This window comes from Ruminococcus sp. CAG:379, assembly GCF_000434255.1.
Taxonomy (GTDB): domain Bacteria; phylum Bacillota; class Clostridia; order Oscillospirales; family Ruminococcaceae; genus Ruminococcus_F; species Ruminococcus_F champanellensis.
On record NZ_FR894806.1, the window covers coordinates 11,726 to 17,568 of the forward strand.

Below are 5,843 nucleotides of genomic sequence, written 5' to 3' on the forward strand. Positions count from 1 at the left end.
CCGCCGCAGGCGGTTGCCGCTGCGGACAGAGAGAGGGCCAGCAGCATTGCAAGTGTGCGCTTGAGATTCTTCATGGGTAAAACACTCCTTTTTAATCGTTCCGGAAAGCCTGCTCCGGAATGGCTGATGCACGGTTCCATAAACAACCCCCATACTCCTGTGGGGCGCTGTCTATATGCATTCCCACTTTATTATACATAATTTAAATTCCTCCTGTCAATCAGCACAAAGCACGATAGACCTGTGGACTGTTTGTGGATTATGCACAATGGCAAGGAAAATCCGGGGTTGCCTGCCCGGTCAAAACAGGGTATAATACTTGTATAGAAACCGAGTGAAAGGAACATACTGACTATGAAGCATGTGGATATTTTTACGGACGGGGCATGCAGCGGCAATCCGGGCCCCGGAGGCTACGGGGTGGTGCTCCGGTTCGGCACAGTGGAAAAGGAGCTTTCCGGCGGGGAGCCAAACACCACAAACAACCGGATGGAGCTGATGGGGGTCATCACCGGCCTGTCCGCCCTGAAGGAGCCCTGTGACGTGACCCTCACCACCGACAGCAAATATGTGGTGGACAGCATCACCAAGGGCTGGGTCTACGGCTGGAAGCGGAAGGGCTGGATCAAGTCCGACAAGAAGCCGGCGCTGAACGTGGATCTGTGGGAGCGGCTGCTGCCCCTGCTGGAGCGGCACCAGGTACAGTTTGTCTGGGTCAAGGGGCATGCGGGACACCCGGAAAACGAGCGCTGCGATGCCCTGGCTGTGGCACAGCGGGATCGGTTCTGATCCGCCGAAAAAATTTTCCCTCCCCTCTTGCAAAATTCCTACCAATCGTGTATAATATCCTTATAGCATACTAAAACGGTAGGAAATCTACCGGAGAGGAGTTTGTGTATGGAAAAGCGAATCATCTATGCGGACAATGCCGCCACCACTCAGGTGTCCAAGCCTGTGCTGGAGGCAATGCTGCCCTACCTGACCGGGCAGTACGGCAACCCCTCCAGCATTTACGCCCTGGGACGCCATGCCCAGCGGGATATAGAGCTTGCCCGGCAGCAGGTTGCGGAGGCTTTGGGCTGTGAACCGGGGGAGATCTTCTTTACCGGCTGCGGTACCGAGTCCGACAACTGGGCGATCCGTTCCACCGCCGCCCGGCTGGGGGCAAAGGGCAAGCGCCACATTGTCACCAGCGTGTTTGAGCATCACGCCGTGCTGCACACCTGTGCCGCCCTGGAGAAGGAGGGCTTTGAGGTCACTTACCTGCCGGTCAGCCGGGAGGGGCTGCTGACCGCGCAGCAGGTGGCGGATGCCATCCGGTCGGATACTGCCCTGGTGTCCATCATGTACGCCAACAACGAGATCGGCACCATCCAGCCCATCTCTGAAATTGCGGCAGTATGTCGGGAAAAGGGCGTGCTGTTCCATACGGATGCGGTACAGGCAGCGGGACATGTGCCCATCAACGTCCGGGAACAGGGCATCGATATGCTGTCCCTGTCCGGTCATAAGCTCCACGCCCAGAAGGGCATCGGCGCTTTGTATGTGCGCAAGGGCGTGCCCCTGCCCAATCTGCTGTACGGCGGCGCCCAGGAGCGGGGTCGCCGACCCGGTACGGAGAATGTGCCTGCCATCGTGGGACTGGGTACCGCCATCACCCTGGCGGTGGAGAACCTGGAGGAGAAGATGGAACGGGTCACTGCCCTGCGGAACCGGCTCATTGACGGCATTCTGGACATTCCCCGCACCCGGCTGAATGGTGACCGGGTGCATCGTGTGCCCGGCAACTGCAATATTTCCATTCTGGGCATCGAAGGGGAGTTCCTGCTGCTGGCGCTGGATCAGCTGGGCATCATGGCGTCCAGCGGTTCCGCATGCACCAGCGGTTCTTTGGATCCCTCCCACGTTCTGCTTTCCCTGGGGCTTTGTCACGAGGTTGCCCACGGCTCTCTGCGGCTGTCCATCTCCGACGAAACCACCCGGGAGGACGTGGATTATATCATCTGGGCGGTGCACCAGGCAGTGGAGCGGGGCAGAGCCATGTCCCCTTTGTGGGAAGCCATCCGGGCAGGCAAAGTGGATTATCCGGATATCTGAAAGGAGTGCTGAAAGATGCAGTATAGTGAAAAGGTGATGGATCATTTCACCAACCCCCGGAACGTGGGAGAGATCCCGGACGCAGACGGGGTAGGCGAGGTTGGAAACGCCAAGTGCGGTGATATTATGAAGATGTACATTAAAGTACAGAACGGTGTGCTCACCGATGTGAAGTTCAAGACCTTTGGCTGCGGGGCGGCGGTTGCCACCTCCTCCATGGCAACGGAGCTCATCAAGGACAAGCCCATTGAGGAAGCCCTGCAGCTGACCAACAAGGCAGTGGTGGAGGCACTGGACGGTCTGCCGGCAGTGAAGCTCCACTGCTCCGTGCTGGCGGAGCAGGCAATCAAGGCTGCCTTGTCGGATTACTACCGCCGGCAGGGCATTGATCCCGCCCCCCTGGTGGGAGAGGTGCACGAGTGCGAGGGCTGCTGCGAAGGGCATTGACCCGGAATAGGAAACACCGCTTGTCTGGATTTTCCGGACAGGCGGTGTTTTTTGTGATCTTGTGCGGGATACCTCAGCTCAGCGCATACATGGTCTTGTATTCCTCATACCGCTGCTGAAACTGGGGATTGTCCATATTTTTGAGGGTGTTCAGATACTTGTGGGTGTCAAAGCTGCTGTGGGCAACCTCGATCATTGCCACTGCGATGTTGGAGCAGTGGTCGGATACACGCTCGTAATTGGTCAGCAGATCCGACAGGATGAAGCCCAGCTCAATGGTGCATGCGCCGTTCTGGAGCCGGTCAATGTGGTTGGTTTTAATATCCAGGATCAACCCGTCAATCACCTGTTCCAAAGGCTCTACCCGCCCTGCAAGCTCCAGGTCGTTCCGTTCAAATGCCTTGGTGGTGATGCTGATGATCTCCTTCAGAGCATTTGCCACCACGGTCAGCTCCTTTTGTGCCGCCGGAGAGAACTGGACCTGCTTTTCGTCCATTTCCTCAGCAGATTTCACCAGATTCAGAGCGTGATCCCCGATCCGCTCAAAGTCCCCGATGGTATGCAGCAGCAGGGATACCTTCCGGGTGTCCTCATCGGACAAATCGTTGCTGGACAGCTTTACCAGGAATGTGCCCAGCTTATCCTCATACAGATCCAGCTGGTTTTCATGCTCCCGGATAAATTCCACCTTCTTTTCATCAAAGCCCTCCCCCAGGGAAATGGCCTCCAGAATGGAGTCCCGGGCGATGCGGCACATGCCGATGGTCTGGTTGGTGCACTCGGAAATGGCAAAGGAGGGGGTGTTCAGCAGACGCTCATCCAGGAATGCATAGGTTTCCTTGTCCTTGGGATCGTCCCGTACCACGAATTCTGCGATCTTTACCAGCTGCTTCTGCATGGGCAGCAGGATGACAGTGGTGAATACGTTGAATACAGAGTGGCAGATGGCGATGCCCAGCTGATCGATGGGCTGATCCGTAAAGGGGAAGCCCAGAATGGCGTCCAGCCCGTAGTACAGAATCAGCAGCACGATGGTGCCGATGATGTTGAAGGAAATGTGCACCACTGCTACCCGCTTTGCGTTCTTGGTAACCCCGATGCTGGAGATCAGAGAGGTGACGCAGGTACCGATGTTCTGCCCCATGATAATGGGGATCGCCATGCCGAAGGTAATGCCCCCGGTGGCGGACAGGGACTGGAGAATCGCCACGGAAGCGGCGGAGCTCTGGATGATGCCGGTGAAGGCTGCACCTACCACAACGCCCAGAACCGGGTTTCGGAAGGCAGTCAGCAGGCTTGCGAATTCCGGCATATCCGCCAGGGGGCTTACGGAGTCGCTCATAAGGGTCATGCCGTACATGAGCACTGCAAAGCCCACGCAGATGCTGCCAATGTCCTTTTTCTTGGTGGATTTCGCCATCATGATGAGGATGATACCCACAAGGGCAACCAAAGGCGAGAAGGAGGTGGGCTTGAGCATGTTGATGAAGAAGCCGTCGCCCTCCACCCCTGCCAGGGACAGGATCCAGGCGGTCAGGGTGGTGCCGATGTTGGAGCCCATGATGACTCCCACGGTCTGGGGCAGCTGCATGATGCCGGAGTTTACCAGACCCACCAGCATAACGGTCAGTGCGGAGGAGGACTGGATGGCGATGGTGATGCCGGCGCCAAGTCCCAGACTTTTCCACTTAGAGGAGGTCATTTGCTTGAGGGCACGCTCCAGCTTGCCGCCGGCGAGCTTTTCCAGCCCGTTGGACATGACAGTCATGCCGTACAGGAAAAAGGCAAGTCCTCCCAGAAGTGTAAACACAGAAAAAATGTTCATACGATACGTTGGCGTGCGCCCCTTGCGCCGCCGCTCCTTTCCGATTTCAGGCGTAATGTGCGGGTAATCCCGATTCCGTATCCCCAGTTTCAAAACAAACCCTTTTTCCAATAGCATAGCATTGACGCGTAAAATCTGAAAGCACAATAGTGTAAAATCTATGTAAAGTCACGGGCATGCCCATGACTAAAACAGCCGGTTCAGCACCGGGATCTCCCCGTAATACAGCTGCTCCAGCAGGGTGCGGTTGGTGGCGATCTCCGCCCCCAGCTCATCGTTTTCCGTATCGATCAGGGGGATGAGCCGGGAAAGCGCTCCGCCGATCTGGGTCAGCTTATCGCTGGACACCAGCATATTCAGCCGGGGCATGGCATGGCTCCAAGCCTGGTTCAATTCCACTGCCGCCTGTGCCGCCGCTGCATAATCCGCCTGCTCCGTGTGTACCTGCACCCGAGCCAGAATATCCAGCAGCTCCAGGCAGCTGCGGCGCACATAAACCGCCGAGAAGATGCAGATACTCACAATGGCGGCGAGAATACAGCCGCTCAGCCGGATCCGTGACATCCGTTTCCCTCCTTTTCGATCAGACAGTAATCCTGCTGTCCCCGTGCTGCCAGCAGGAACACGTCCTGGATCTTCAGCTGCCGCCGGCTCAGCACCCGCTGGATCCATGCCCGGTCAAGACCGCTTGCCGCCAGCCCGTGGGGGATCAGCTTTCCGTCGGAGATCAGCACATCCGGCGGATCCCCCGTGTCCTGCTCCGGCACATTGGTCACCGGCCGGTTTGCATGCTTGGGGTACACGGACACACTGCCGGTGGTTTCCACAATGGCAAACTGCACCTCTGTCACATCAAACACGCCGCTGCCCCGGAGGGCGGTCATGAGATCGTCCGCCGAGAACCGCAGCTCCTCCAGTACCTTCTGGTCAATGACCCCGTCCCGGATGATGATCTTGGGACTGCCGGACAGGATCCGCCGCAGCCGCCTGCTCCGGAGCGTGCCCCAGGAGGCAAGCACCTCGAAGCATACCAGGGACAGAATGGGGATGATGCCGGTGAGCAGAGGAATGTCCAGATTTTCCAGGGGCAGGGTGGCAATGTTGGACACCAGAATGGTAATCACCAGCTCCGAGGGCTGCAATTCCCCGATCTGCCGCTTGCCCATGAGCCGCACGGAGAAGATCACCACCCCGTACAGGATCAGGGAGCGGAGAAATCCGATCGCCATAGCTTCCTCCTACTTGTCCTTGGAGCGGAAGCACACCGCCGCCAGCAGACCAAAGAGCATGGCTGCGGTAATGCCCCCTGCCGCAGAGGTCAGCCCTCCCAGGAATACTCCCAGAAAGCCGTGTTCATCCACCGCCTTGCGGACGCCCTCCGCCAGCAGGTGCCCGAAGCCGGTGAGGGGCACGCTGGCACCGCCGCCTGCCAGTTCGATGAGCTTGGGATACAGCCCCACACCGCTGAGGATCA

General features: G+C 58.0%; 7 protein-coding genes. 3 read left to right on the plus strand and 4 right to left on the minus strand.

Annotated features, from left to right (window positions below):
• Positions 1–354: 354 nt before the first annotated feature.
• The 3 genes from rnhA (at position 355) to nifU (ending at position 2,544) form a co-directional block, all read left to right on the plus strand.
• Complete coding sequence (gene rnhA / locus QVO51_RS00705; protein ID WP_015557473.1) at positions 355–789, plus strand: ribonuclease HI; 435 nt, start codon at positions 355–357, stop codon at positions 787–789.
• Positions 790–897: 108 nt separating this feature from the next.
• Complete coding sequence (nifS, locus tag QVO51_RS00710) at positions 898–2,097, plus strand: cysteine desulfurase NifS (protein ID WP_022356818.1); 1,200 nt, start codon at positions 898–900, stop codon at positions 2,095–2,097.
• 15 nt (positions 2,098–2,112) lie between these two features.
• Positions 2,113–2,544 carry a Fe-S cluster assembly scaffold protein NifU gene (gene nifU / locus QVO51_RS00715; protein ID WP_022356819.1) on the plus strand — a complete coding sequence of 144 codons (432 nt, stop codon included), beginning with the start codon at positions 2,113–2,115 and terminating at the stop codon, positions 2,542–2,544.
• Positions 2,545–2,617: 73 nt separating this feature from the next.
• On the opposite strand, the gene QVO51_RS00720 is transcribed toward nifU, so the two are convergent.
• The 4 genes from QVO51_RS00720 to QVO51_RS00735 all read right to left on the minus strand — a co-directional run.
• On the minus strand, positions 2,618–4,369 hold the full coding sequence (locus QVO51_RS00720) for a Na/Pi cotransporter family protein (RefSeq protein WP_288167675.1): 1,752 nt from the start codon (positions 4,367–4,369) through the stop codon (positions 2,618–2,620).
• A gap of 186 nt (positions 4,370–4,555) precedes the next feature.
• On the minus strand, positions 4,556–4,933 hold the full coding sequence (locus tag QVO51_RS00725) for a DUF4363 family protein (RefSeq protein ID WP_022356821.1): 378 nt from the start codon (positions 4,931–4,933) through the stop codon (positions 4,556–4,558).
• The gene (locus QVO51_RS00730) at positions 4,915–5,598 is read right to left on the minus strand and encodes a DUF421 domain-containing protein (protein ID WP_022356822.1); all 684 of its coding nucleotides are present in this window, start codon (positions 5,596–5,598) and stop codon (positions 4,915–4,917) included. Before QVO51_RS00730 ends, QVO51_RS00725 begins: the two co-directional genes overlap by 19 nt.
• A 9-nt stretch (positions 5,599–5,607) precedes the next feature.
• Positions 5,608–5,843: SpoVA/SpoVAEb family sporulation membrane protein (locus tag QVO51_RS00735; protein WP_288167676.1), on the minus strand; the 236-nt coding region annotated here is incomplete at its 5' end.

Bases quoted from the DNA above. Each gene is read 5' to 3' on its own strand.
- QVO51_RS00730 (WP_022356822.1), bottom strand. From the start codon at position 5,598: ATGGCGATCGGATTTCTCCGCTCCCTGATCCTGTACGGGGTGGTGATC.
- QVO51_RS00725 (WP_022356821.1), bottom strand. From the start codon at position 4,933: ATGTCACGGATCCGGCTGAGCGGCTGTATTCTCGCCGCCATTGTGAGT.
- rnhA (WP_015557473.1), top strand. From the start codon at position 355: ATGAAGCATGTGGATATTTTTACGGACGGGGCATGCAGCGGCAATCCG.
- QVO51_RS00720 (WP_288167675.1), bottom strand. From the start codon at position 4,369: ATGAACATTTTTTCTGTGTTTACACTTCTGGGAGGACTTGCCTTTTTC.
- nifU (WP_022356819.1), top strand. From the start codon at position 2,113: ATGCAGTATAGTGAAAAGGTGATGGATCATTTCACCAACCCCCGGAAC.
- nifS (WP_022356818.1), top strand. From the start codon at position 898: ATGGAAAAGCGAATCATCTATGCGGACAATGCCGCCACCACTCAGGTG.